The sequence below is a fragment of the Stenotrophomonas sp. TWI819 genome (assembly GCF_039673075.1).
Classification (GTDB): domain Bacteria; phylum Pseudomonadota; class Gammaproteobacteria; order Xanthomonadales; family Xanthomonadaceae; genus Stenotrophomonas; species Stenotrophomonas rhizophila_B.
Genome location: NZ_JBDJKY010000001.1, coordinates 349,248 through 373,715, shown reverse-complemented (window position 1 = coordinate 373,715; position 24,468 = coordinate 349,248). Strand labels below are relative to the sequence as shown.

The 24,468-nt window shown below is 66.7% G+C and carries 20 protein-coding genes; 12 read left to right on the top strand and 8 right to left on the bottom strand.

What is annotated here, in order from left to right:
* Positions 1-7 precede the first annotated feature (7 nt).
* Positions 8-442: a hypothetical protein gene (locus tag ABE463_RS01620; RefSeq protein ID WP_346467019.1), complete on the bottom strand. Its 435-nt coding sequence runs from the start codon at positions 440-442 to the stop codon at positions 8-10.
* Positions 443-507: 65 nt separating this feature from the next.
* The gene (locus ABE463_RS01615) at positions 508-903 is read right to left on the bottom strand and encodes a hypothetical protein (RefSeq protein ID WP_346467018.1); all 396 of its coding nucleotides are present in this window, start codon (positions 901-903) and stop codon (positions 508-510) included.
* A 144-nt stretch (positions 904-1,047) separates the two neighbouring features.
* Here ABE463_RS01615 and mdcA point away from each other — a divergent pair, with 144 nt between their 5' ends.
* The 9 genes from mdcA (at position 1,048) to ABE463_RS01570 (ending at position 9,256) form a co-directional block, all read left to right on the top strand.
* On the top strand, positions 1,048-2,691 hold the full coding sequence (gene mdcA / locus ABE463_RS01610; RefSeq protein ID WP_346467017.1) for a malonate decarboxylase subunit alpha: 1,644 nt from the start codon (positions 1,048-1,050) through the stop codon (positions 2,689-2,691).
* A gap of 10 nt (positions 2,692-2,701) precedes the next feature.
* A complete protein-coding gene (gene mdcC, locus ABE463_RS01605; RefSeq protein WP_346467016.1) occupies positions 2,702-3,022 on the top strand; it encodes a malonate decarboxylase acyl carrier protein in 321 nt (106 codons plus the stop codon).
* Positions 3,019-3,915, top strand: a complete 897-nt coding sequence (locus ABE463_RS01600; RefSeq protein WP_346467015.1) for a biotin-independent malonate decarboxylase subunit beta — start codon at positions 3,019-3,021, stop codon at positions 3,913-3,915. Before mdcC ends, ABE463_RS01600 begins: the two co-directional genes overlap by 4 nt.
* Positions 3,906-4,610, top strand: coding sequence for a biotin-independent malonate decarboxylase subunit gamma (gene mdcE, locus ABE463_RS01595; RefSeq protein ID WP_346467014.1), 705 nt, complete (start codon positions 3,906-3,908; stop codon positions 4,608-4,610). The genes ABE463_RS01600 and mdcE overlap by 10 nt, the downstream gene beginning before the upstream one ends.
* Positions 4,611-4,613: 3 nt before the next feature.
* Positions 4,614-5,252 carry a malonate decarboxylase holo-[acyl-carrier-protein] synthase gene (gene mdcG / locus ABE463_RS01590; protein ID WP_346467013.1) on the top strand — a complete coding sequence of 213 codons (639 nt, stop codon included), beginning with the start codon at positions 4,614-4,616 and terminating at the stop codon, positions 5,250-5,252.
* Positions 5,249-6,115 (top strand): triphosphoribosyl-dephospho-CoA synthase MdcB, encoded by an 867-nt coding sequence (gene mdcB / locus ABE463_RS01585; protein ID WP_346467012.1) that lies wholly within the window; start codon positions 5,249-5,251, stop codon positions 6,113-6,115. The genes mdcG and mdcB overlap by 4 nt, the downstream gene beginning before the upstream one ends.
* Positions 6,112-7,029 carry a malonate decarboxylase subunit epsilon gene (gene mdcH / locus ABE463_RS01580; protein WP_346467011.1) on the top strand — a complete coding sequence of 306 codons (918 nt, stop codon included), beginning with the start codon at positions 6,112-6,114 and terminating at the stop codon, positions 7,027-7,029. The genes mdcB and mdcH overlap by 4 nt, the downstream gene beginning before the upstream one ends.
* An 88-nt stretch (positions 7,030-7,117) precedes the next feature.
* The gene (locus tag ABE463_RS01575; protein ID WP_019184589.1) at positions 7,118-8,461 is read left to right on the top strand and encodes an SLC13 family permease; all 1,344 of its coding nucleotides are present in this window, start codon (positions 7,118-7,120) and stop codon (positions 8,459-8,461) included.
* 75 nt (positions 8,462-8,536) lie between these two features.
* Positions 8,537-9,256: a GntR family transcriptional regulator gene (locus tag ABE463_RS01570; RefSeq protein ID WP_346467010.1), complete on the top strand. Its 720-nt coding sequence runs from the start codon at positions 8,537-8,539 to the stop codon at positions 9,254-9,256.
* Positions 9,257-9,276: 20 nt separating this feature from the next.
* Here ABE463_RS01570 and ABE463_RS01565 read toward each other — a convergent pair whose 3' ends face one another.
* Entirely contained in the window at positions 9,277-9,522 is a 246-nt protein-coding gene (locus ABE463_RS01565) for a hypothetical protein (protein ID WP_259259943.1), read from the bottom strand.
* 100 nt (positions 9,523-9,622) lie between these two features.
* On the bottom strand, positions 9,623-11,179 hold the full coding sequence (locus tag ABE463_RS01560; RefSeq protein WP_346467009.1) for an EAL domain-containing protein: 1,557 nt from the start codon (positions 11,177-11,179) through the stop codon (positions 9,623-9,625).
* A 545-nt stretch (positions 11,180-11,724) separates the two neighbouring features.
* Here ABE463_RS01560 and ABE463_RS01555 point away from each other — a divergent pair.
* The 3 genes from ABE463_RS01555 to ABE463_RS01545 are packed head-to-tail and all read left to right on the top strand — an operon-like array spanning position 11,725 to position 15,625.
* Positions 11,725-13,305, top strand: a complete 1,581-nt coding sequence (locus tag ABE463_RS01555; protein WP_346467008.1) for a transporter substrate-binding domain-containing protein — start codon at positions 11,725-11,727, stop codon at positions 13,303-13,305.
* The gene (locus ABE463_RS01550; protein ID WP_346467007.1) at positions 13,286-15,439 is read left to right on the top strand and encodes an ATP-binding protein; all 2,154 of its coding nucleotides are present in this window, start codon (positions 13,286-13,288) and stop codon (positions 15,437-15,439) included. Before ABE463_RS01555 ends, ABE463_RS01550 begins: the two co-directional genes overlap by 20 nt.
* Before the next feature lie 15 nt (positions 15,440-15,454).
* The gene (locus ABE463_RS01545) at positions 15,455-15,625 is read left to right on the top strand and encodes a hypothetical protein (RefSeq protein WP_346467006.1); all 171 of its coding nucleotides are present in this window, start codon (positions 15,455-15,457) and stop codon (positions 15,623-15,625) included.
* A gap of 120 nt (positions 15,626-15,745) precedes the next feature.
* Here the strand turns inward: ABE463_RS01545 and ABE463_RS01540 are convergent, their stop codons facing one another.
* The 4 genes from ABE463_RS01540 to ABE463_RS01525 form a co-directional block, all read right to left on the bottom strand.
* The gene (locus tag ABE463_RS01540; RefSeq protein WP_346467005.1) at positions 15,746-19,798 is read right to left on the bottom strand and encodes an ESPR-type extended signal peptide-containing protein; all 4,053 of its coding nucleotides are present in this window, start codon (positions 19,796-19,798) and stop codon (positions 15,746-15,748) included.
* 69 nt (positions 19,799-19,867) lie between these two features.
* Positions 19,868-20,563: a pilus assembly protein gene (locus tag ABE463_RS01535; protein WP_346467004.1), complete on the bottom strand. Its 696-nt coding sequence runs from the start codon at positions 20,561-20,563 to the stop codon at positions 19,868-19,870.
* A 17-nt stretch (positions 20,564-20,580) separates the two neighbouring features.
* Complete coding sequence (locus ABE463_RS01530; RefSeq protein ID WP_346467003.1) at positions 20,581-21,711, bottom strand: CfaE/CblD family pilus tip adhesin; 1,131 nt, start codon at positions 21,709-21,711, stop codon at positions 20,581-20,583.
* Positions 21,708-24,431 carry a TcfC E-set like domain-containing protein gene (locus tag ABE463_RS01525; protein ID WP_346467002.1) on the bottom strand — a complete coding sequence of 908 codons (2,724 nt, stop codon included), beginning with the start codon at positions 24,429-24,431 and terminating at the stop codon, positions 21,708-21,710. The genes ABE463_RS01530 and ABE463_RS01525 overlap by 4 nt, the downstream gene beginning before the upstream one ends.
* Positions 24,432-24,468: the final 37 nt, after the last annotated feature.

Genomic DNA, 24,468 nt, shown 5'->3' with positions numbered 1-24,468 from the left:
CCTCTCATTAACCTGTGAGCGCAGAATCCAGGGATGAGGGATCAAAACCAGCGCCCATCAAGTGCAGGCACACGTCATAAGGCGACGAGGGACTGAAGAACTCTCTCGCAAGGAGTGACTCGCCCGACTGCGCGCCCAGCCACACCTCAATATGGTCGGCGAGACTCATCAGCTCGCTCAGGGGGCCTGCGATCCAATGGCTATCGATGACTGGTGACGTCCATGTACCAATTTCAAGATAGTCATACGGACCCAGATTGCAGTGGCATGAAATCCAATCATTGCCTGGATCGGAAGCATAGAGGCGAACAGCGGCAACAAAGGCCTCCAGCCCGCCCACTTCCCCAGTGATTGTCCACTGCCTGGCGGCATGGTCGACCTCATAGTAGAAGCCGAGCTTTCTCCATTCGGACCGAAACCACTCATCCGAAAAATGGTCCATCAGACTTCACTCCTTGGGTTCATGATGCGGCGCAGGCTTAGGAGCGGGCACTGCCCCGTCAAATGTCATGGTTCAGAATGGAACTCGGCTTCGGCGGGCCGTGGCCCGCTTCGAACAAACACGCCAACGCATGCACCCGCCATGCCACTCAGGACGGACACCACGACGTTCGGCGCATTGATGCGGAAGATTGGCAGGAAGCCTGCCTGGGTTCCCGCGTTGACGAAGTAAGTCGCCATTCCCCAGAGACAGACGTACAGCACGCCGACGATGATCGCGAACCGGTACTGCCTTGCGATAAGCCCGCCAAACAGCGCGAACCACATGCCGGCAGCCGAGGACAGCACGTCGCTTGTGTCGAATGCAAAATTACTTCGAGCCACTATTGAGATGCCCAGGAAGTACGCAGCCCCGAATACCAATGCCAGCAACAGAAGAAACGCCCCAAGTTGTCGCCACATGGATTGAAACTCCCCTTCACTCCGTTCTAGGGCCACTCTACCTGAATGCGCTTCCCCAGCCCTCCCCCCCCTCCGCCCCCCCTTGCCCCCACCAAATCCCGGTGGTAGTTTTGTAATTACAGTGTAATTATGAAGAGGCGCCAGATGGCTCGAGACTGGAACACGCTTGCGGATCGCCGCCAGGCAAGGGTGCAGCGGGCCACCGACGCCGGCTTTGGGCGCCTGGTGCCCCACGCCGGGATCATTCAGCTCCTGCACACCGTGCTCGAACCGGGGGACCGGGTCTGCCTGGAGGGCAACAACCAGAAGCAGGCTGATTTCCTCGCTGAGTGCCTGGCCCAGCTTGATCCCGCGCAGGTCCACGGCCTGCACATGGTCCAGTCCGTGCTGTCCCTGCCCTCGCACCTGGATGTCTTCGAGCGCGGCATCGCCCAGCGCCTGGACTTCTCCTTCTCCGGCCCGCAGAGCGGCCGCCTCGCCAATCTGGTCGCCGAAGGCCGGATCGAGATCGGGGCGATCCACACGTATCTGGAACTGTTCGGCCGCTACTTCATTGATCTGACTCCACAGGTCGCGCTGATCGCGGCGCAGGCCGCCGACCGCCACGGCAATCTCTATACCGGCCCGAATACCGAAGACACCCCCGTGATCGTCGAAGCCACCGCGTTCCGGGGCGGCATCGTGATCGCGCAGGTCAACGAAATCGTCGACACCCTCCCCCGCGTCGATATCCCGGCCGATTGGGTCAACTTCGTCACCGAGGCGCCGCGCCCCAATTACATCGAGCCGCTGTTCACCCGCGACCCGGCGCAGATCTCCGAGATCCAGGTGCTGATGGCGATGATGGCCATCAAGGGCATCTACGCCGAGTACGGCGTGCAGCGCCTCAACCACGGCATCGGTTTCGATACCGCGGCGATCGAGCTGCTGCTGCCCACGTATGCCGAATCACTGGGGCTGAAGGGCAAGATAGGCACGCACTGGGCGCTCAATCCGCACCCGGCGCTGATCCCGGCGATCGAATCGGGCTTCGTGCAGTCCGTGCATTCGTTCGGCTCGGAGCTGGGCATGGAGCGCTACATCGAGGCGCGCTCGGATGTGTTCTTCACTGGCAGCGACGGCAGCATGCGCTCCAACCGCGCGTTCTCGCAGACCGCCGGTCTGTATGCCTGCGATATGTTCATCGGCTCCACCCTGCAGATCGATCTGCAGGGCAACAGTTCCACGGCCACCCGCGATCGCATCGCCGGCTTCGGTGGCGCGCCCAACATGGGCTCGGATGCCCGCGGCCGCCGTCATGCCAGCCCGGCCTGGCTCAAGGCCGGCCAGGAAGCGGCGCTGCCCGGGCAGATGCCACGCGGACGCAAGCTGGTCGTGCAGATGGTGGAGACCTTCCGCGAGCACATGGCGCCGGCCTTCGTCGATCGCCTGGATGCCTGGGAGCTGGCCGAGCGCGCGAAGATGTCGCTACCGCCGGTGATGATCTATGGCGATGACGTCACCCACGTGCTGACCGAGGAAGGCATCGCCAACCTGCTGCTGTGCCGCAGCCCGGAGGAACGCGAACAGGCGATCCGCGGCGTCGCCGGCTACACCGCGGTGGGTCTGGGCCGCGACCGCGCGATGGTCGAGAACCTGCGCGATCGCGGCATCATCCGCCGCGCCGAAGACCTCGGCATCCGCACCCGCGATGCCAGCCGAGATCTGCTTGCCGCGCGCTCGGTCAAGGATCTCGTGCGTTGGTCAGGTGGGTTGTACAACCCACCCAAACGCTTCCGCAACTGGTAAGGGGCACGCCATGGAAACCCTGCGTTATCGCTTCCCCGGGCAGCACGACCTCACCGAACGCGATCATCACGCGCTGGTCGGCGTGGTCGCCTCGGGCAATCTGGAAGTACTGATCGAACCTACCCCGCTGGACGGTGCGATGGAGATCGAGGTGATCACCTCGGCCACCGGCTTTCACACCGTCTGGCAGGCGGTGCTGGCCGACTTCGCCGCGCGCCACCCGCTGCGCAACGTGCGGTTGTCGATCAACGACGCCGGCGCGACACCGGCGGTGGTCAGCCTGCGGTTGCAGCAGGCGCTGGAAACCCTGCAGGAAGGAGGCGCCCCGTGAGCAGTCACAGTTTCTACGAGGCCGATGCCCGCGAGCGTATCCACGGCCTGCTCGACGCCGGCAGCTTCACGGAATTTGTGGGTCCGGCCCGCCGCATCATCAGCCCCCATCTGGCCCAGCTGGATCAGCCGGGTGCGTTCGATGACGGCATCGTGGTCGGTGCGGGCAGCTTGAACGGCCGCAGCGTGCTGATCGCCGCGCAGCAGGGCCAGTTCATGGGCGGCGGCGTGGGCGAAGTACACGGGGCCAAGCTCACCGGCCTGCTGGAGCGTGCTGTTGAGGTGCGTCCCGATGCGGTGCTGCTGCTGCTCGACAGTGGCGGCGTGCGCCTGCATGAAGCCAACGCGGGCTTGATCGCCATTTCCGAAATCATGCGTGCGGTACTGGCCACACGCGCCGCCGGCATTCCGGTGTTCTCGCTGATCGGCAGCGGCAACGGTGCCTTCGGTGGCATGGGCATCGTCGCCCGCTGCTGCACGGCGGTAGTGATGTCCGAAGAGGGTCGTCTCTCGCTGTCCGGCCCGGAAGTGATCGAGACCGTGCGCGGCGTGGAAGAGTTCGACTCGCGTGACCGTGCCCTGGTGTGGCGCGTGACCGGCGGCAAACACCGCTATCTGATCGGCGATGCCGTGCAGCTCGTGCCGGATCGCATCGAGGCCTTTGCCGATGCCGCCACGGCGCTGATGACCACACATGCCGAGCCGCAGGATCCGCTGGTCGCGCTGGAACAGGCGCAGGCCCAGCTGGGTGCCCGGATCAACGCCTATGGCGGCTGCCGTGATGGCCTAGAGGTCTGGCGCCTGCAGGGCATTGCCGATGCCGAGCAGCTGCCGCTGCTGGAGACCGCTGACTTCCTTGACGCCGTCAAGGACCGGAGCCTGCCATGGAACTGACGCCCCTGCTCGATGCCCTGTTCCCGCTCGGTCACGCGGTCACCCGCGAGGACGATGTGCTGGGCGGTACCGCCACCACCGCCGCCGGCGAAGTGACTGTCATCGGCACCGCCAACAAGCTGGAGGTGGGTATCGATCACGCACTGGCGCTGGCCGCCACCGTGCTCGCCAGCACCCGCGCAGATCCGCAGCGGCCGATCGTCATGCTGGTCGATACCGCCGGTCAGCGCCTGGCGCGCCGCGATGAAATGCTCGGCATCAACAGCTACTTCGCGCACTTGGCGCGTACGCTGGATCTGGCCCGCCGCCGCGGCGCGCCACTGGTCAGCCTGGTGTATGGCGAGTCGGTGAGCGGCGGCTTCCTGTCGTTCGGGCTGATGGCCGACCGCATCTATGCCCTGCCCGAAGCGCAGGTGCGCGTGATGGATCTGCGCGCGATGGCGCGCGTCACCAAACAGCCACTTGAGAAACTGCAGGCGCTGAGCCAGAGCTCGCCGGTGTTCGCGCCGGGCGTGGAGAACTACGTCCGCATGGGCGCCGTGGAGGCCGTCTGGGAGGGCGACCTCGCGCAGGCGCTGGTCGAGGCGCTGCAGGCGCCGGTCACCGGCGACCAACGCCGCGACCGTGGTGCCGAGCGCGGTGGCCGCCTGCTGGCACGCGATGTCGCCGCTGCCGTGGCCGCGGGCGAGGCCTGAACCATGCGCCGTCACGACCTGGTCTGGCTCGCTCCGCAGGCACCGTGGCAGGTGCTGACCCCGGGCGCGGATGCGCGCCTGCGGGCGTGGGCCGAGGCGCGCCTACCGTTCGTGGTGGCGCGACGCGATCCGGCCGCTGATGGCGATCACTTGCGCCTGGGGGTGCCGTTGCCCTTGGCCGAGCAACGCCGGCGGCTGTCGCTGCGGATCGAACCAGGCCATGTGCTGCGCACTACGCCGCCGCCGGCCTTGGCCGAGGTCACCGAAGGCCTCCCTGCGCCCTGGCGCGACGAGGTACGCCTGCTGTTGGCCGATACCCGCGATCTGGACGTGCCCCCGCGCGTGTTCGGCAGTTTCGCCTGGCAACACCTGACCGGCCTTCTCTATCTGCGGGCCAGCTCGGATCTGGACCTGCTCTGGGAGGTGGAGGATCACGCTCAGGCGGATCGACTGGCCGCCCGCATGCAGCGCTGGGAGCGTGAGCACCGCCTGTGCATCGACGGCGAACTGCGCTTTCCGGGCGAGCGTGCCGTGAGCTGGCGCGAATACGCCAGTGGCGCCGCACGGGTAATGGTCAAAACCGGTGATGCCTGCTGGCTGTCACCGCGCGACGCACTGTTGTCGCTGCAGGCCGTCGCATGAACGCGGTCCTGCACACTGTTCCGGCAACACCGCCCTCCCCCACGGCGGCGGCGCATCGGCTCGGCCGGCTGGCGATCACCAGCCTGCACGCAGAGCTGGCGTGTGCGCCCAAGCCGGGCCTGGTGACGCCATGGAGCAGGGGCAGCCACCAGGACATGGACGCCGGCACCTTCCTGCGCAGCCTGTTCGCCCTGCGCGGCTACTTCGTGGCTGTCGCTGCCGCTGGCGCGCATGGCACGCCCTTTGAAGACCTGCGCGCGTATGGCATCGACGCCGAGGCGGCCATGCTGCGTGCCACTGGCGGCATCAATACCCACCGCGGTGCCATCTTCAGTCTCGGGCTGCTGGTCGCCGCGTCCGCCCAACTTCGCCACATCAAGGGAACGCCACCCCAGGGGGGCGAGGTCTGTGTTGCCGTACGCGAACACTGGGCGCCCGCGCTGCTCACCGCACCGTTGAACAACGACAGCCCCGGCCAGCGGGCCCGTCAGCGCCATGGCGTTGCCGGTGTCCGCGAACAGGCCGCGCAGGGCTTTCCATTGCTGCGCGACGTCGCCCTGCCCACGTTGCAGGCCGCGTTGCGCGCCACGCAGGACCGCCAGGCGGCGATGGTGCAGACGCTGATGTCGCTCATCGCGGTGACCACCGATCTCAACCTGCTGCATCGCGGTGGCGAGCGCGGATTGGCCTTCGCACAGCAGCAGGCACGTCGCTTCCTCGCCGAGGGCGGCGCCCTGCAGCCCGGCTGGCGGGCGCGGCTCGGGCCGGTGTGCGATGCCTTCGAGGCCAAGCGCCTGAGCCCGGGTGGCAGTGCCGATCTGCTGGCCTGCGCGTGGTTCCTGCACCAGCAGGAGGCTGCATGAGCCTGGTCCTGCTCTGCCCGGGCCAAGGCGGCCAGCACCCCGGTATGTTCGAACGGGTGCGTGGTCACGCATTGGCCCAGCCAGTGCTCGATCTGGCCGACGAACTGCTCGGCACGCCGGTCGAACAGATCGCTGCTGACACGATGCGTTTCCGCAACGCACTGGCACAACCGCTGGTGTGCACTGCCCCGCTCGCGCACTGGGCTGCACTGCGCAACTCCCTGCCGACCATCACCGCCGTCGCAGGCTACAGCGCGGGCGAACTGGCGGCGCATGCGGTGGCCGGCAGTTTCGATACGGCTACCTGCCTGCGGCTGGCACGCAAGCGTGCGCGCCTGATGGACGCAGCAACCCCGGACGATGCCGGGCTGCTGGCCGTGATCGGTCTGGACGATGTCCGGATCGCGCGGCTGTGCGCTGCGCATGGCATTTTCCTGGCCATCGTCAACGGCCCGGACCATGTGGTCCTGGGCGGTGCGCGTGCCTCTCTCGCAGCGGCAGCCGACGAAGTGGCCGCCAACGGCGCCCGGACAGTGCCGCTGCCGGTCTGCGTGCCGGCGCATACGCCGTTGCTGACCGCCGCCGCACAGGGCTTCGAAGACCTGCTGCATTCGGTCGAGCTGCGCGCACCTCAACTACGGCTGTTGGCCGGGATCGACGGCCGCCTGGTCGGTGATGTCGAGCGTGTCGTGGCCACGTTGTCGGCGCAGATCGCGCAACCGCTGCAGTGGCAGACGGTGCTGCAGCAGGCGGTCGAGCGTGGTGGGCGCGTATTTCTGGAACTGGGCCCGGGCGCGGCGTTGAGCCGTCGTGCCCGCGAGCTGCATCCGCAGCTTGAGGCCCGTTCCGTGGAGGATTTCCAGACGCTGGAGGGCGTTCTGGACTGGGTGGACCGCGCATGCGCACGCGCATGAGGGTTCGCCGGTAAGGGTTGCATCACGTAAACCCCGGGTGGCGGGTCGCCATCATGCTGCACGCGTATCAAGTGTCTCGGGAGGGCGCATGAGTCCGCAAATCGCAACGATCATCGGCTTGGTGATCATGTTCATCGTGGCCACTGCGCTACCCATCAACATGGGTGCAGTCGCCTTCGCGCTGGCCTTCATCATCGGCGGCCTGTTCGTCGGAATGGAGGGCAAGGAGGTGTTGGCCGGCTTCCCGGGCGACCTGTTCCTGACCCTGGTCGGCATCACGTACCTGTTCGCCATCGCACAGAAGAACGGCACCATCGATCTGCTGGTGCATTGGGCAGTCAAGGCCGTGCGCGGGCACATCGTCGCCATCCCCTGGGTGATGTTCGTGGTCACCGCGGTGCTGACCGCCTTCGGCGCGCTCGGCCCGGCCGCGGTGGCGATCATCGGTCCGGTCGCGCTGCGCTTTGCCAAGCAGTACAAGATCAACCCGCTGATGATGGGCCTGCTGGTGATCCATGGCGCGCAGGCCGGTGGCTTCTCGCCGATCAGCGTGTATGGCGGCATCACCAACCAGGTGGTGCAGAAGGCCGGCCTGGAAGTCACGGAAATGGCCGTATTCCTGACCAGCCTGGGCTTCAACCTGCTGATGGGCATCATCTGCTTCTTCGCCTTTGGCGGGTTGGCGCTGATGCGTCGCGCACCGACGGCGACCGAACCGCTGGTCGCCGGCAGCCAGGCCTCCTCACGCCAGTTTGCGATCGAAGGTCACGGCGCCCTGGTCTCGGCGGGCGGTGGCACGCTCTCCAATGATCCGGACGCGCTGGATGACGTGCGCATCAACCGCGAGCGCGTGTTCACCCTGATCGGCCTGCTCGGCCTGGGCATCGCCGCATTGGTCTACAACCTCAACGTCGGCCTGGTGTCGATCACCGTCGCAGTGGTGCTGGCCCTGCTCTCGCCGAACTCGCAGAAGGGCGCGGTGGATGGCATCAGCTGGTCGACCGTGCTGCTGATCAGCGGTGTGGTCACCTACGTGGCCGTGCTGCAGCAGGCCGGCGCGGTGGATTACATCGGGCATGGCGTGGGTGCGATCGGCATTCCGCTGCTGGGCGCGCTGCTGGTCTGCTATGTCGGCGGCATCGTGTCGGCGTTCGCGTCCTCGGCGGCGGTGCTGGGCGCCACGATTCCCCTGGCCGTGCCGTTCCTGATGCAGGGGCATCTGAGCGCTGCCGGTGTGATCTGCGCCCTGGCGATCTCCTCCACCGTAGTGGACGTGAGCCCGTTCTCCACCAACGGTGCGCTGGTCGTAGCCTCGGCCGCGAAGGAAGAGCGCGAAGCGCTGTTCCGCCGCTTCCTGGTCTATAGCGGGCTGGTGGTGGCGTTTGGCCCGCTGCTGGCGTGGCTGCTGTTCGTGGTGCCAGGCTGGATGTGACCCCATGGCGGGCCTGCTCCGGCAGGCCCGCCCTGACCCGTTAGAATGCTGCACACCTGCACAAGAAATTCTGCCATGCCCCTGGCTCCTGGTCCCCGTCTGTCGAAGAAACGCGTGCCGCTCTATGAAGAGGTCGCCGAGCGCCTGCGCCAGAAGATCTACGACTACGAACTGCCGCCGGGTGAATGGATCGATGAGCCGATGCTCGCCGAAGAACTGGGCATCAGCCGTACCCCGTTGCGCGAAAGCCTCAAGCTGCTGGCGGCCGAAGGCCTGGTCCAGCTGGATGCAGGGCGTGGCAGCCGCGTCACCCGGCTCACGCTGGAAGATCTCAACCAGCTGTTCCCGGTGATGGCGATGCTGGAGGGCCGTTGCGTACATGAGGCAGTCAAGCGTGTCGACGATGCGGGCATCGACCAACTGCAGGCCCTGCACGATGCGATGGAAGTGGCCGCCGCCAGTGGCGATCTGGCCGAGTACTACCGCAACAATTACCTGATCCACGAAAGCCTGCAGACCCATGCCGGCAACCCGTGGCTGATCCGGGTGACGCATGACCTGCATCGCATCCTGAAGATGCATCGCGGCCGTCAGCTGCTGACTCCCGGGCGGATGGCACAGTCGCTGGAAGAGCATCGCGCGTTGATGGCGTGCATCCGCAACCGCGATGCCGAAGCCGCCGAGCAGATGATGAATCGCCACCTGCTCAGTCAGGGCGAGGCGCTGGCCGCGTACGTCGCCGCAGGCGGGCAATTGAATGTACCCGCGCCGCTGCCCAGGCAGGGTGGCGTCTAAGCGCCCTGCCCTCCGGGGCTTTACACCAGTTCGACCGTCAACCGCGTCAGCGATTGACCGAGCAGATGCAGGCGGATCTGATCCAGACTGGTGAAATAGCAGACCGTGTCCGTCCCGGCCAGACGATAGATACCCCGCTTCCCGCCGAGCAGCACGAATTTCTCCTGATCCACCAGATACTGGGCGACCGGCGGCACGCCCTGTGCCTTGAGCCCGTCGATATCGATGGGTTCAAGCGCGTCGAGATCCTGCAGTGCGGTGGTCATGGTGCGGCAACATCCTTTGGGGTGCCCCGATCTTAGGTAGCTGCGCGGCAGCAGCGCGTGGATTGATCGTGAGGGCGGCGAGAGCATCGCGCATGACCAGTCAGTCCACCGGCAACGCATCCACCGGTACCGGACGGCCCAGCAACCAGCCCTGCGCCACGGCAGAGGGCATCAGCTCGACCATCACCTGTGCCTGCTCTTCGGTCTCCACACCTTCCACCACCAAGCCGATATCCAGGGTCCGCGTCATCACGCAGATCGCCTCGATGATCTGGCTGATCGCCGAGCCGGTGCCGATCGCGCGCGTGAAGCGCTGATCCATCTTGATCGCATCCAGCGGCAGCTCGGCCAGATACGCGAAGTTGGAGTACCCGGTACCGAAATCATCAATGTAGAACGGGTATCCGTCCTCGCGCAGCCGCGTCATGCCGTCGGCCAGATCGCTATGGCGGGTGGTGGAGCGCTCGGTGATCTCCAGCACCACCTGTTCCCGGGCGATGCCGGACTGCGCCGTGGCGGCATTGAGGTAGGCACGAAACGCAGCATCGACCACATCGGTCGCCGATACATTGAAACTGACGTAGAACGTCGGGTCATCGCGCAGGCGGTCGCCCAGTTCCGCCAGCGCCTTGCGCACCACCTGCCGTGCAAGTGCACCGCCCAGGCGCTGCCGCTCGGCCATCGGCACGAAGGTATCCGGCGGCACCGGCTCGCCCTGCTCGTTGCACCAGCGCGAGAGGGTCTCCACGCCGACCAGCCGGCGATCGGACAACGTCCGCAGCGGTTGATACACCAAGGTCAGGCCATCGCCCAGAATCGCCCGCTCCAGCTGCTTGGGCAGCGAACGGCGGTTGCGCTGGGATGCACTGATCAGCAGACCCAGGCCACTGCCGGCGAACCCGCCCAGCAGACACAGCCCGATCACTATCCACGGCGATTCGGAGAGCAGACTGGATTGGCGCGCACGCGCCGCCACGCAGATATCGAACGTCGCACTGCAGCGGCGCGAGTGCCGCGTACTGCCGAGATCGCTCCAGGCTTCATGACGGGATGGATCCAGTGCGGTGATATCGCCGAAACGCTGGAACACATGATCGGCATCGCGGGTCAGCACCAGCGCGCCCATGCCCGAGGCCAGCGGGTCCACGCGGTCAAAGGCGCTCGGCGAGGTGGTGACGATGACGTCGCCCTTGGCGGACATGTCTGCGGCGACCCGGGAATCCACAATCCCCGACACGCTGCCCCACAGCCGGTAGCCGCGCACGCGACGGTCCGGTTCGGGCATCGGTGCGGGATTGGCGAGGATGCCCCACGCGGCCGAGCAGATCAGCCGATCCTCATGCAACCGGCCGACATCGCGCACATAGCGCGACTTGAACGCCAGCAACCGCAGTTCAGCCAGATCCTCGCGTGTGCAGGGCGCGGTCGTCAGCGCGTCCGCGTGCTCCAACGTCAGCGAAGAGGCGGCCGCCACGGATTCGGCCTGGAGCAGCAGGCGGTCGGCATAGGCATCCAGCACCGCGCGGTCGCGCTGCACCAACATCGCCTGTGCAGTCAGCAGGGTAACGCCCAGCACCGCTATCGCCGTGAGCGTGACGAAGGGCGCCCGCCCTTCCAGCGCGATGCTGTAGCGGTGGGCAATCGAAGGTCGTGGCAACGTCGAGCTCCAGCAGGAACGGTGTCAGTAAGGGCGGCGGCGGCGATTCAGGCGTGTGCAGCGACCGGCAGATCGACAGCATTCGACCTACCGGTGTCATCCCGATGAAAAACTACAGACCTCACGATGGCTCTCTGCGGCATCTTCCCTGTCCAGCGGATGGAGACATTCATTCGTTGCCGATAGGCCCTCCCTATTGTATAGGCGAGTTTTGCAGCGCGCTGCACCTGTGTGCACAGTCTCGCCGCGTCTCTGCCGCCGCCGGGACGGAAGCTGCGCCATGCCTCAGTTTCAGACGGTCATCGGCGCTTTCGTACTTGTTGCATACCGCCGCCGCGTCGCCGCGTGTATCTCTGTCGAGCATGTTTTCCGCAATGGCCTACCGCCTCTGAGGCGTCGTCCGATCGTGCACCCGCTCCCGACGGAGCGTGGCGTTCCAGCTTCCAGGAGTCCTCGGCGATGTATCGCGCGCCCGGCGCCGTACCTGCACCCCTTTGTTCCTGCACCGCCACGGACCATCACGGGACCACTCGAGAGATCTCCATGTGAACACCGCTGCATCCTCCCGCACCAACGTCGGCAGAGTCCTGCTGATTGTCGGCATCGTTGTCCTGGCGGTCTGCCTGGTGTTGCTGATCCTGGCCACACCGCCGCAGCGCCACGCGACCTTCCGCCTCGCCATCGGGCCGCAGATGGCCATTTCCCAAGGCCTGGGCGGCTCGGCCGCACAGGGTGGGCCGCGTGCGTACATGGAAGCGCTGGAGGCCATCGCCGGTGTGCGGCTGGAGTTGCGCCGCGCTCCCTCCATCGAAAGCGCCGTGGCACAGCTCCGTGCCGGCCAGGTAGACGGCGTCGCGTTCTCGCTCCCCTCCACGCGCAGCCTGCTGCCGTCCTCGGCCGTGATCTCCGCACCGTTCTATACGGGCACCTCGGTGCTGGTCACGCGCCGCACCTCCGTGCACACCTCGCTGGCAGCGCTCGCCGGGCGGCGGGTGGCCGTGATCGACAATGGCGAGTACCGCGCCTATCTGGCCAGCGCGTTTCCGGACATCGAGGTCCTGCCGCTGGCCTCGCCCGCCGACATGCTGGCCGCGCTGGACAGCGGCGCGGCCGATGCGGCGCTCGGCGCCGATGGCATCCTGGTTCCGCTTACCCGGCGCGATCATGGCGCCATCCTGCAGGTGCATGCCGCGCCCGATGGTCCGCCGGTGGAGCTGCGCATTGCCTCGGTGCCGAACCGCGCGGTGGAGGTCAGCATGGCGCACCAGGCATTGCTCGCGCTGCCGTCGGACATCCATCAGGACATCCTCGAGCGCACGCTCAATGCGGTCCATCGCGCCCCGCCGACCCTGCGCGCGGTGGCCACTTACTACCGCACCCCCATCATCCTGTTCTGCCTGGTGATGCTGGCCATTCTGCTCAGCATCTCCCGTGCGTACCGCAAGGCACGCCGTACCGCTGCCCGACAGGCGGCGGCCGCACGCGTACTCACCCTGGTCAACCACGAGGTCCGCAACAGTGCCGCGGCGGTGATATCGGCCATCGACCTGGCCGAGGGCGAGCCGACGCCTTCCCAGCGCGAGCAGCATTTCACTTCCGCCCGCTCGGCCGCCGATGCACTTCGCCATACCCTGACCAACGCGCTGGAGTTCATGTTTCATGAGGCCTCGCAACGCAGCTGCGAGCGCTCCAGCCACAGCGCGCAGGCCGTGCTGGAGGAGTGCATCTCCGGGATGCGGCCGCTCGCACTGTCCAAAGGGGTGGGCCTCAGCCTCGCCCTGGATGGACCGGACGCCGCGGTCACGCAGTGTGACGCGCGCGCCCTCCATCACATCGCCAGCAACCTGATCTCCAACGCCATCAAGTTCTCTGACGCGGGTGCCGTCGGCATCCGGCTCGGCTTCCTGCGGGGCGTCGGCGAGCTCGGGCGGGTGGCAGACCCAGCGCCTCGTGCCGGATACGACACCCCATCGTCGGAAACGCACATTGAGCGCCTCCTGATGTCGTGCAAGGCTGGATTCGTGGCTGCGCGCACCAGCTTCCACAGCACCGTCGGCGCCTTGCCGGTGCCGTTCTTGTGCGTGGATCGGGTGCGAGCGTACTTACATGAAAAACATCGCGGGTAAACGTCGGGTCGCGTTGCAGGCCAGCCTGCTGGCGACCATCCTCCTCGCTGCCGGGGCGCTGCTGCTCACGCTGTTCCCCGCCCATTCGGATCGGCAGCCGCCCTTCGTGCTGGCCGCCGGCCCGCAGTTGGGCGGCCCGTACGGGCTGGGCGGGCCTTCCTCGCTGGGCGGGGCACGTGCCTACGTGGAGGCGGTGGAGGCGCTCTCGGGCATCAAGATCCAGGTGGCCGGCGCCACCACCTTCAGCGACGCACTCGGCCTGCTTGCGCAGCAGGAGGTGGACGGGCTGGCGTTCGCGCTGCCGGGCACCGCGGCACTGTTGCCCACGGCCACGGTGATTTCACCGGTCTTCTATGCCGGCGATTCGGTTCTGCTCACCCGCAGCAGCTCCCCCGTGCGGGCCCTGTCCGCCCTGGAGGGCAAGCGTGTCACGGTGATCGGCAACGGGGAGTACCACGGCTATCTGGCCGCTCACCACCCCGCGATCGAGGTGTTTCCACTGCCTGCTGCGGCAGACATGGTGGCCGCGGTGGACAGCGGCACCGTGGACGCGGCGCTGGGCATGGACGCCATCCTGATTCCACTCGCACGCCGGGGCAACAGCACCACGCTGGCGGTGCATCCGGCCAGCGATGGCCCTTCCGTGCGAATCCGGGTCGCCTCCCATCCTGCGCGTGCCGCCGAGATGGAACGGGCCCATCAGGCGTTCCGCTCGTTGCCGCTGGACACCCAGCAGGATCTGGTCGGCCGGTGGATGGATGCCCTGTATCGCTCGCCTCCCACTCTCCATGCCGTCCTCTCTTTCTACCGCACGCAGATCATCGTGCTGGTGCTGTCCATCCTTGGTGCGGCCTTCGTGATCATCCAGGCCTACCGCAACGCGCGGGCGACCGCGGCGCTGCAGGCCAGCACGGCGCGCATGTTGACCCTGGTCAATCACGAAGTGCGCAATGGCGTGGCCTCGGTCATTTCGGCCATCGACCTGATTGAATCCACCGTCCCGACCCCGGCCGCCGCACCCGTGATCGCGTCCGCCCGCGCGGCCACCTCTTCGCTGCACCACACCCTGGCCAATGCGCTGGAATTCATGTTCCTGGATCGCCACAGCCATGCACCCGTGGAGTGGCAGCCCGGCGCGGCCACCGTACTGGCCGGCTGCCTGAGCGCATCCCGGCCGGTGGCCGCGGCCAAGGGCACCGCCCTGCTGTTCGATCTCGACCAGCCGGTGCTGGAGCACGCGAGCTGCGACACCCGCGCCCTGCGCCACATCGCCAGCAATCTGATCTCCAACGCCGTGAAGTTCTGCGATGCCGGAACCGTGTCGGTGCGCCTGAGATTCGAGGCAGGCGTGGGCGAGCGCGGCCGGATGGTGCTGCGTGTGAGTGATACCGGCGAAGGCATCAGCGCCGAAGATCTGAACGACATCTTCGGCGCCTTCAGCACCACCCGTGACGGCCGGCAGCGCGGCGGGACCGGGCTGGGGCTGTCCCTGTGTCGCCGCATCGCCACGGCGCAGGGCGGGCAGATCACCGTGCGCAGCCAACCAGGCGTGGGGTCCACCTTCACCGCCACCCTGCCCGCGCAGCGGCGCACGGAGCAGGCGCCGGCCCTGCCCGGCCACCTGTCCGCCCACAACGACCGGCCCGCGCGCGCCCTGGTCATCGAAGACCAGCCACTGATCGCCGACGTCATCAGCCACCGGCTGCGCGAGCGCGGGTTCGAGGTGCGCTGCGCCACCAGTCGCCATGAGGCACTGCAGCAACTGGCGCAGGCCGGCCCCTTCGACCTGATCACCCTGGACGATGCACTGCCGGATGCCAGCGGGCTGGAAACAATCGAGGCGATCCGCGCCCTGGAGCGGACGCGCGCGTGGCTGGGCGCCCGAGTGGTCTCGATCTCGGCATCACCCGACGTCACCCGTCCACCCCGCTACCGGGCCGCGGGCATCGCAGCGACGTTGTGCAAGCCCATCGACTGGCCTGCGTTTGATGTGGCCACGCACTGCACGGCCATGAATCCGGCCAGGGCCCTGCGGCCGGCGGCGGCGACGCCGTTGGATGTGCTGGCGGTGTATCGCACGCAGATCCCCCGGGATATTGCCGCACTGCGCGAGGCCATCGTGGCCCACGAATGACGGCGGGCGCTGGCGATGAGCCACCGCATCCGCGGGGCGGCCTCGATGGTCGGGGATGCGGCCACGCTGGTCACGCTGGACCAGATCGACGGCTGCCTGAAGCACCATGCCATCAACGGCGACCCGGGCGCAGCGGACCTGGACGAGATGGACCGCCTGCTGGCGCAGATGGACCCAGGCACCTGAGCCCACGGCGGCGTGGCACCTGCCCGCCCGGGGCCGCAAGGCACGACACAAAAAGAAACTCCCCGGTCCGCAATGACGGACCGGGGAGTGCCGGTGTTTCGCTGCAAAGGGCCGGGAGGATTACCAGCCGATGCCTACACCCAGGCCCACGCTCTGCTCACCGCTGTTGGTGAACGCCCCGTTGAGGCTGAAGGTGGCCGAGCCACGCTCGTTGAGCACCCGCTGATAGCCGACGGCCAGTGCCGACTCGCCATCGCTGTAGCCCACGCCAGCGCCCAGGCGGTTGTACGTCGCCAGGCCCGCCGTGTTCATCGCCATCGCGCTCTGCGCACTGCTCATCGCCGCCATGCGGTTGAAGCGCTTGTCCATCTTGTCCAGGCGGCGTTCGAAATTGCTGATCGCCCCATCGGTGTACTCGTTGGCGCGGGCCAGCATCTTCTCCAGATCGGCAGTGTTCACCTGCGGAGTCGGCGCCGGCGTGTCGGCCGGCGCAGGCGTGCCACCGCCGTCAGCACTGGCGATGCCGCCACCGGCACGGCCTGCGGAAGCCGCCGCCGGATCACCCGATGCGCCGGCAGGGCCCTCGGCCTCCGGCGCGGCCGGCGCCGTGGGTGCACTGGCCGCCGCCAGCGCCCTGCCCTCCGGCGTGGCATCAACGCGCTGCTCCAGCCCATCGATGCGACCGTCCAGGCGCTGCTCCATGGCATGCAGTTGACCGCCGTTGACCGCATCGCGGCTGCCCGGGGCAATCAGACCGTTGGCCACATTGCCCAGGACCATTCCGTTGGCGCCGGCGAGGTTGAGCTGGCCCAAACCATCGCTGCGGGTGGCGGGGCTTTCCTGGAACACCGAGCGCAGTTGGTTTTCGACCCGATCAACCCGGGTGCCAGCGGTGATCACTGCGCCGTCGAGAACATTAAGGGCGTCTTCAACGTTGTTCTGGCTTCCGCCCTGCATTCTGTAGGTTGGAAGGATAATGTTTCCGCCCGGATCAATGGCCGCCCCCCCTCCCAGTGCTGTTAATGAGTCACCGAGCTGCCCCACAGTGACGGCGTCTTCAGCCCCCCGCCCTCGAGCCAGATTGACGATTCGTCGCTTCCTAGTCAGGTTTCCAACAGAAACCACATTCTCTTCGGTCGCGGTCGATGATGCGCCCAATGCAACTGAATACTCTGCACCCGCCTCAATTCTTGCAAATCCGCCAAGCGCTACGCCTTCATTGCTATGAACCGATGACCCGATACCCAGAGCGAACCCATTTTCGGCAGAGCTATCGACGAACGACGCGCGCCCTAAGGCGACAGATCCCTTTCCTCTAGCTCTAGAGAAAGCTCCTATAGCAGTTGCTCCATCAGTGCCTTCACCAGCCTCAGCGCCATCACCAATGGCTACTGAAAACTCTCCTGCCTTGGCGTCAATACTTTCGTCATCCTGCCCGATAGCTATGTACCTAGCCGTCTCTTCAACCTGTGACAGGCGCTGATTGGTGACGAACAACTGCCCACCGTTCACAGCATCGGTGCTCCCCGCCGAACTGATATCGCCCGCTGCCACGCCGCGTACCTTGCCGCCGTCCATATCGATCGAACCGTCGGCTGCGTAACGGACCACGCCTTCCAGATCGGGATCGAAGTTGTCAAACTCGGTACGCAGGTCATCCAGATCCCGCCGGTTGCCGGCGATACGCGCCTCGTGTCCAGTCAGCTCGGTGGCGTGGCTGGCCAGCAGAGACTGATTCGCAGTGACCTTCTGATCGACGGCGAATACCTGTTTACCCGTTACTGCATCGGTGCTGGTGCTGCTCAACGTGGCATCAGCCACGTTCACGAGCTTGCGCTTCAGTGTTGCGTTGCCAATGGAGACCTGATTGGTGCCACCGGTCACCGACTTTTCGCCCAATGCCACCGCATTTTCGTGCGTCGCCTTCGCGTTTCCACCCAGTGCAAGCGCGAACTGGCCCGTCGCACCGGAGGCGCTACCGATCGAGATCGCATTGGTGCCAACGGCATTGGCGTTGTTGCCCACGGCAACGGTCGCCACGCCGTTCGCCTTGGCGACATTGCCCATGGCAATGGCCAGGTGCCCCGTCGCGGTGGCCTTGTTCGCGTCGCTCACCTCAGCGGCAGTGGCCACTGCGTTGCCAGTGGCGCGTGCTTTGGCCAAGGCGCTGTCCGCGGTCGTCTGCGCAACGTTTGCGGTGGTCTGGGCGTTGGCGGCAGCACTTCGAACCGAGGCCACTTCCACGTTCGTCGCATTGAGCTGCTTGCCGCTCACCGCTTCGGTACTGCTGGCGCTGAGCGTGGCTTCAGCGACGCCGGTCAACTTGCGGTTGGCATTGGACTTGTTGCGTACATCCACCATCGTGCCGGTGTTCTCTCCGCCCAGACGCACGTTGCTGGTGGCCGAGGTCTGACTGACCAGGCCGCCGAGCGCATTGGCCTTGGCAAGTGCATTGTCGGCGGCGGTCTTTGCAGCCCCAGCCATCGTCTGCGCGCTGGTGGCCGTGGTGCGGACCGAGGCCACTTCCACGTTCGTGGCGTTTAGCTGCTTGCCGCTCACCGCTTCGGTGCTGCTGGCGCTGAGCGTGGCTTCAGCGACGCCGGTGACCTTGCGATTGGCGTTGGATTTGTTGCGCACATCCACCATGGTGCCGGTGTTCTCTCCGCCCACGCGTACGTTGCTGGTGGCCGAGGTCTGACTGACCAGGCCGCCGAGCGCATTGGCCTTGGCCAGTGCATTGTCGGCGGCGGTCTTTGCAGCCCCAGCCGTCGTCTGCGCGCTGGTGGCCGTGGTGCGGACCGAGGCCACTTCCACGTTCGTGGCGTTGAGCTGCTGACCCGTCACCGCATCCGTGCTGCCGGTGCTCAGTACGCCATTGGCAATGTTCTGGATGCGGCGCTTGGTCCCTCCGGCGTTGGCCACGTCGATCACCGTACCGGTGTTCTCCGCGCCCATGCGGATGGCACTGCTGGGCGAGCTCTGGGTCACCAGACGTGCGCCCGCTGCGGCCTCATCTGCCGTCCTTTGTGCCCGGGTGACGTTCTCGTTGGTGACATACAACTGGCCACCGGTAACGGCGTGATCACTACTGCGAGCAAGGTAGGCGTCTTCGACACCGACGATACGACGCTTCCGGCTGCTGCTGCCAACGGCGACCTGCCAGTTGCCGGTGGTGACCGAGCCGCTGCCCAGGGCAATGGAGCTCAAATGCTGGGTGTTGGCGCCGCGGCCGATGGCAATCGAATCCTGGGCGAATGCGTCGGTGATCCGGGCGCCCTGCCCGATGGCAATGGAGCCGGTGGCCGCGGTCTGGGCATCGCGACCGACGGCAAGCGACGAGGCTGTCTGCGCTTTCGCCCCCTTGCCCATCGCCAGCGCATTGGCGGCGGTGGCCTGGGCACCACGGCCCATTGCCAAGGCACCTTCTGCGGTTGAGCGGGCCTCGTGCCCGACGGCTACCGCATCGTATTCCGCACGGCTGTTACCGCCCAGCGCTACTGCGCCAGACCACCCGGCCGTGCCTGCATATGCATTGCCACCGATGGCGATCCGGGACACGCCAGCACTGCTGTTGACCGTGTTGGCACCGCTGCCGACGGCAATCGAGTTCTCCGAATAGGCTTTCGCGTTGTTGCCGAGCACCGTGGTGCCGACACCAGACGCTACCGACTCTGCACCAACCGCCGTGGCGTAGCCACCATTGGTGATCTGCACGTTGTAGCCAATGGCAGTGTTGTTGGTCCCCCGGCTGGTGATCACGCTTCCATAGGCCACAGAGCGGCTGCCGCTCAGCGTTGATCGCGAGCCCAGCACGGTCAGCAGGTCTCCATCAACAGTGGAGTCCCGATAGTAGTGATCTGTCGTCAGCGCGACCTGCCGAATGACCGGCTCAGCCAGCACGCCTGCGAACGGCGCAGCACCTGCACCGCTGATGGCCGCACGGCTTCCAAACGCGGCCTGCAGTGCCCACGCGTCCAGCACTGGAATATCCTCCGGCTCGTCGACCGGATCGTCCTCGGCAGCCCAAGCGCCTGAAGATGACAGGGTAAGCGCCAAGGCGAGTACACCGGCACCGACCAGCTGGCTGGACTTGCCTCTGGCGGCGCTCAGTTCACTGGCCACCACCCAGCATTGTCGTGAGGTGGACCATAGGCGACGGTAGATCTTGTTCATCGAACGCTCCTTAACAGCGATGTCAACAACGCACCCGCCACGGGAATGTGCGTAGCGGGCGTGGAAAAATCAGGGCGTGAGGGTGGTCACGTGTTCGCGATAGCCATCGCGCGTGAGCCGATACCGCAGCTGCACGGTGTGGCCGGGCACCACCGTGAAAGGCAGCGCAAGGGAACTGCCGGGATACAGGCTGTGCGATACGTCATGGGCGGTGCAGCGGCTGCCCTCGCAATCGGCGATGCTGGTGATGCCCAGGCGCAGCGTGCCATCGTTGTAGAGCACATCGCCCTGCACCCGCGGCTGTACGCTGCCCTCGGCCGGCAACACATTGACCAGCGCACCCCAGACCAGATTCACACCGATACTGGCCTGCGCACCGTCGCCGCCCTCGATGCTGGTTTCCTCGGGCCCACGCACCCCTTCGAAGTAGACGCGGTAGGCTGTCTCGGCCTCCACCGGCTGCAGCGGAATCAGCCGGATCAACCGGTTGCCGCCGCCAGCCAGCGCAAATTTCCCGGGCGTGATGGCAATGGCCGCCTCGCCCGGCTCGACCTCCACCTCCTGCTCCTGGTCGCTGGCCGGATCCACGATGCGCCGCAACGACGCCTGGATGTACTGCGGTTGGGTGGACTGTGAATAGATGCGCATCTGGGTGCTGCGCTTGCCATCCACCGAGGCGCGCATCGGGTGCACGGTGAGATTGGCCTGGGCTGGCAACGCCAGCAGCAGCGTCAACGGGATGAGGCAGGCGGCGAGTCGTTTCATGCGGCTTCCTGGTGGGATCAGGGGGTGGTGGTGGGCACACGCAGCTCCACCTGCAGCTCGCCGAAGTAAGTGCCGGCCTGCTGGGTGGAAATGGGGACGCGGGGAATATCGAAGGTGATCGGGGTAGGCACGCAGTACACGGGCTGGCTCATGCCCGGCAGGATCACCAGGCGCAGCTGGGCGCTGTCGATGCCGTGCAGTTGCTGTTCCACGCCGTTGGGCATCCGCACCGTCGCGCCGCTATGGGCGAGGCTGACGGTGTAGTCCAGGCGCCGCGTGTCGTCGGTACCGCCATCGGTGTGCCAGAGCGAGTAGCCGCTGGGACCGGGGGGATGCCCGCCACGATCGCGAACCGTCACGCCGAGATACTGCGCCTGCGAACCGAGGCCGTCGTACAGGCACATGTCCAGCACCGTGCGTCCACCCACGGTCTGCCCGATGGGGTCGTAGGCGGCGTTGAGCTGTACCAGTGGAGTAACGTTGTGAAATGCGGGGAAGTAGATCGAGACGGCGTTTCGATCAGTGATAGTGAAGTCGAAGTTAAAGCGATAGGTCGCGACTGAACCCCCATCAGGTTCGTCATGCAAGGTCATCACTAAAACGGCGTCCCAGTGACCAGCCACCAGCCGAGAAAGCTCGTTCTCCGGCAAGACCAAACCAACGCGTGTTCCAACTGTGGGGTCGCCCCCGCAGGCATCTCCCACTGCTATCCAAGGCGGACGAATGGCTGAAAGCCAGTACGTTCCGCATACACGCGTATCCATCGCGCGATTAATCCACCCGCGCACGCTTATGTTCGTGGTCATGCCCGAGCGCCGTTCCCGCGCTTGAACGGAGATGAGCCCTGCGCCGTCGCCAATGGCGGATATCCCGCTTGTAGGGCACGCACCCGTGGCGGAGTCGCTGGACGACGCGCATGTGAGATGAAGTTGTCCGTACTTCAGTGACCTATCCACGCTGTAACCGAGAACGAATTCCGGAAGCCAGATCGACATGTCCCCAGGCATCGCCGAGCGATCCCACGTCATCACGATGTTCTGCGTGGCACTCACCGGATGGGTTTCCGGCGGCCGCTGCCCCCACGCCTTCGGCATCACCAGCAGCGACGCCATCACCAGCATCACGGCCCACACGCCACGCCGGTTCATGGCGTACCCCCAGCGGCGGCGGTCTGCGGCACGGCGGCGATCAGCGCCTGCTCCTGCAGCAGGCGGGTGACCCGTGCCTGCTGGCGGATATCGGCGGGCAGCTGGGCTACGCTCAATGGCGCGCACTCCACCTGGCCCACCAGCATCACGACATTGCGGCGCTCGCGAACCTCCAGCGGGCACTGCAGCAGGCTGTCGTCCTGCAGCAGGTACAGCGTGCGTTCGCGGCGCGGGAAATCGGCGACGAAGCCGCCGTTGGCGCCGGTACCGGGCACCGGCGCATTGAGGATGCGGGCGCCGCGCAGTGGCGCGCCGGCGATGTCGCGGGCGCTGCCGATGAAGGTGTAGGTCACCTCGATCGGTACCGGCATCTGCACCAGCCGGCCGGGAGAGAGGAACAACGGCCGTGCGCCGCCCACCCCGGTCACGCGGATGGCGGCATCGCTGGTCAGCGCGCTGGCATCCTGCACTTCGGCACGGTGGGTCTGGTAGGCCGGCAGCGGCAGCAGGCGGCGCTCGCCCAGCGCCAGGCGCTGCCGGCGCAATCCGCCCACCTGCAGCTCGGCGGCCACGCCGGTCAGTTCCAGGTCGTCGGTGTCATCCACCTGTACGGCCAGGCCGGCCTCGGCGCCCAGGCCGCCGCCCCAGTAGAAGCCACGGCGGCCCAGCGCCAGCCCGGAGCTGTGCGTGGCGCTGTAGGCCATCTCGTTGCCGCCGCGCTGCTGGTAGTGCGCCAGGGTGGCGCCGGTGTGGCCGATGCTGTTCTGCAGCTGGGCACTGAGCGCGGCGCTGTAGCGGTCGTTGTTGTTGCCGCGCACATCCAGCGAGGCCTCACGGTATTGCGTATCCACTTCCTGGCGCACGGTCTGGCCGGCGCTGTAGTTGATGTCCGGCCGCAGGTGCTGCGGCTGCCGGTAGTCGATCCCATAGCGGCGTTGCGAACTACCCCGGTTGCCGCGTTGCAGCCGGGTCAGGCTGACGTTGAGGTAGATGCCGCGGTCGCGACCGACACGCAGGCTGCTGCGCGTATCCTGCTGCCACAGGCCGAGCCGGGTGGACACGCTGAACTCCTGCCAGCGCTGCACGCGGCTGTAGCTGGCCTGCCAGGTGCGGCTGAGCTGCGACTCGCGCGTGTAGCGCTGCTGCCACGGGGGCAGCAGCGGGTCGAGCCCGGCCATCGGATCGTCGATGTCGCCCGGCAGCAGCGAGCCACGGCTCCAGGTCTGGCGGCGGGTATAGGCCATGTAGGCGCTGCCACCGGCAACCGGCAGCGCAACCGATGCGCTCAGCGAATCGGCGCAGCCCAGGCGGTCGCGCGCATCATCCTCGAACACACAGGCCTTGCCGCGTACCCGCTGCTGATAGAGATTCCACGAGGCGTGGCGGCGATAGGACACCTGATGCTGCTGGCCGGTGCTGCCATCACTGCCCTGCAGGCCGCTGAAGGTGGCACGGATGTCCTGAGTGTCGAAGGCATGGCGCAGGTCCACACGCAGTTCGCCATAGCTGAAGCCGCCGAGGTCGGCGACGCCCGCGGTGACCGCCGTGGCGCGGCCCAGTGGCACGCGCAGGCCGGCCATGGCGGCCATCTCGCCGTCGAAGCGGTCGCTGCGGCGCTCGTTGCGGCGGCCGCCCTGCAGGAACCACTGCACGCTGCTGTCGGTCCAGTCGCCGCCCTTATCGAATGGCGCGTCCTCGCTGCGCACCAGCTGGCCATCTTCGTAGACGCGCAGGGTGACGGTGTAGTTGCCGAACGGGAACCGGCGGGTGTCGAGCTGGTTGATGCCGGCCGGCAGGTAAAAGGTCTGCAGCAGGCGCTCGCCATCGAAGGCGTCCACCCGCGCATCGCGCGCCAGCAGCACGGTCAGTGGCAGCGCCTGCACGGCGGCATCGGCATCCACGTAGGCCTGGGTGGTACCCACGCGCAGGCCGGCGAAGCGATCCATCGGCAGCATGCTGAAACTGAAAGTGGCGCCCTGCGGGCTGGACAGGTTCCGGCGGTCCATGCGCCCGGCCTGCAGATAATGCTGCTGGCCCAGGTCATGGCGGTAATAGGCGCTGTCGAACTGGAAATCATCGTGGCGGCGGCCACCGCGGTACTGCTGGCTGTTGAAGTTCCAGTCCACGGCAATGTGGCCACGCTGCAGCACGCCCAGCGCACCCGCGCCTTGGGCGGTCAGTGCCTGGTAGCCGCGGCCGCCACTGAAATTGAGGGTCTGCTGGTGCAGGAACGCGTTCTCGGCGTTGCTGCTGACCTGATGGAAGCGCTCGGCGGCCGGCTCGGCCGCGATCCACTGGCGGGCGACGAACAGGCGCACGGCGCCCTCGCCTTCGTCATACAGGGCACGCACGGTGTTGGAGTCCTCGGGGGGATCGAGATAGCCACAGCCCGCACTGCCCCCGCCATAGCGGCAGGCGAGATGGCTGTTGCGCGGCAACGGCTGCGACAGCGCGGGCAGCAACGCCGCCTGCGCCTCGGGGGAAAGCTCCAGCGCCTGCAGCACCTGTGCCGGATCCTCCAGCTGCACGTGCTCCAGGGTCACGCGCACGGGCGACAGTCCGGCTGAAAGGCCGAACAGACGTACGTCGAGTTGTTCGATCTGGCCTTCGGCCAGTTCCTCGAAACCGACTGGAACGCCACGTGCCGTGGCCAGCGGGGTGGCCAATGACAAGGCAAGCGCGATCGCCAGCCGGGTGATGGCGGGTGCGTGAGCTTTCATGGGGGTTACTACCTGAAGCGGCCGGCCCGGGTGCCGG